Below are 2,238 nucleotides of genomic sequence, written 5' to 3'. Positions count from 1 at the left end.
CGGCGTATATACAGAACGGTGACCTATGGCTTGCTGACTTCCCTTCCAAACAGAATCGCCAGCTCACCGAGATCGGCATCGCCAGTCTCTCGAGCTTACAGAAGGGGCGCTATAGCCGACCGGAACGTGAAATCGGTCCAGGCATCTGGAGTGGGCCAACCTACAAGTGGTCCCCGGATGGCAAGACAATTGTGTTTCATGCCGTTGACCGACGCGAGATGCGAAAGGTGCCGTTCCCGGATTACCTCGCTGCCGAAACCAATCCCAACGAAGTACGCCGAAGTTACCCGGGCGATCCAAATGAGATTCGCAGGGTTGGCTTGCTAGATGTAGAAAGCGGTAACATTACGTATCTCGATTTGCCGGACCCGCAAGCGAACCAGGTCATCGATTTCAACTGGTCACCGGGTGGTGCTCTACTGGTTGATACCGCATCCGACACGGCGGTTGAACGAAAGTTGTTCGTCGTTGCACCCGGGGAAAGCCAACTGCGCGAGATTTGGCGAGGTGTTCGAGAGAGTCGCATGTACACATCGTTTGGATCTACCTGGCATCCGGATGGGCAGCAGGTCGTTTTCTTAAGTGATATGGGTGATCGCTACGGCCTTTATACGATCGATGCCTCACCGTCCAGGGATCGTCCGCAGCTCCTGACAGATCCGTCCTACGATGTGCTGTCTGCCCCAAGTATTGCTGGTGATGCACTGTTTTATGCAGGCAACGGCGTTAATCCGTACGAACAACACGTGTATCGCCTGAACATGTCCGGTGGCGATCCCGAGCAGGTGACGCGTCTTTCGGGCCGGAACGTTGGCTACCCCTCACCGGATGGCCGGCACCTGGTGTTCATGCACAGCAACGACACATCACCGCCCGAGCTTTACGTTGTAAGCAGCGAGGGTGGTGACGCTACGCGAGTAACCCACTCACCGTTGCCCGCCTTCACGGAGCGAACCTGGGCGGCTGCGGAATACGTGAGTTTCCCCAGTCTTGTAGATGACTACACGCTGCATGCCCGGATTCTGAAACCTACCAACATGCAGCCCGGCACGAAGTATCCCGTGTTGTTTGGGCCCGTGTATTCGAATACAGCGAGGAACCGCTGGGCCGGTAACTACAGCCTCGTACAGCATCTGTTGGCCAGGAAGGGCTATATTATCGTGCAGGTGGATTCACGGGGTAGCAACGGTTATGGCCGGGCATTCCGTGAAGAGTTCCTGCTGGGCTTTGCCGACCAGGACATTGAGGATTATGCGAGTGCCGTTGCCTACATGGAGTCACTGGCTTATGTCGATCCCGATCGCATCGGTATCTGGGGCAGCAGTTACGGTGGTACACTCTCCGTTTATTCGTTGTTGATGAAGCCTGGTTTATTCCAGGTGGGTGTTGCTGCAGCAGCGGCTGTTGACCCGGTTTTCTTTGGCACGGACGACGTCGCGATTGTTCGTAGCCCACAGGAACATCCCGAGATCTTCGAAAGAAAAGCCCTCAACTATGCGGCGAATCTTGAGGATAAACTCCTGTTCATCCACGGCATCCAGGACCATGTGGTACCATTCAAGACGACGGCCGTGTTAGCTGAAGAACTGATTAAACAGGGTAAGGACTTCGACTTTGCGTTTGCACCGGGTGCGACGCATGGATGGAGCCGTGAGCGGAATTACAATCGCTACCTGTTTGGTAAGATAATCGAATACTTTGACCGACACCTGGCCGTGCCGTCTGAGTAGATGTTTGCAGGTGTCAAACCATAGCCAGGGCCGTTGTCCTTCATTGTCTCAAGCTGTAACAACTCAATATTTTAGTACTCAATATAAAGAGATAATAAAGGATAAACTCAATATTGTAACCAAATGAGAACGAGTTTCTTTTTACTTTTTATATGCTTTGGACTTCATGTTTTCAGTCAGAATACAAGTGATAGTCGTCTTGATAAATATCTGCGAAAGAAGGCCAATAAGATGGGACTGATCGGGATGCAGGCTAGTTTTGTTACGGATACCTACATCTGGCAGGGGAACTATGGGATAAAAGAATACAAGACCAAAGATCCTGTCGATTCGAATACGTTGTTTATGATTGCTTCTTGTTCGAAACCAGTCACAGCCTTGGGTATCTTAAAACTACAGGAAGCTGGGGAATTAGGTCTCGATGATCCTATTAATAAACACCTTCCATTTCATGTAGCAAACCCCAACTTCCCGGATGAGGTGATTACCATTCGAATGTTGCTTACGC

At 51.5% G+C, this 2,238-nt stretch carries 2 protein-coding genes; both read left to right on the top strand.

Annotation, left to right across the window (positions count from 1 at the left end; genetic code table 11):
• On the top strand, positions 1 to 1,730 hold a 1,730-nt coding region (locus WBV75_RS09195), incomplete at its 5' end, for a prolyl oligopeptidase family serine peptidase (RefSeq protein ID WP_424120329.1).
• A gap of 123 nt (positions 1,731 to 1,853) precedes the next feature.
• Positions 1,854 to 2,238: serine hydrolase domain-containing protein (locus WBV75_RS09190; RefSeq protein WP_424120328.1), on the top strand; the 385-nt coding region annotated here is incomplete at its 3' end.

Origin of the sequence: Robiginitalea sp. (assembly GCF_049588695.1) — a bacterium.
In the GTDB taxonomy this organism is placed as follows: domain Bacteria; phylum Bacteroidota; class Bacteroidia; order Flavobacteriales; family Flavobacteriaceae; genus Robiginitalea.
This window is presented reverse-complemented; position numbering and strand designations above follow the sequence as displayed.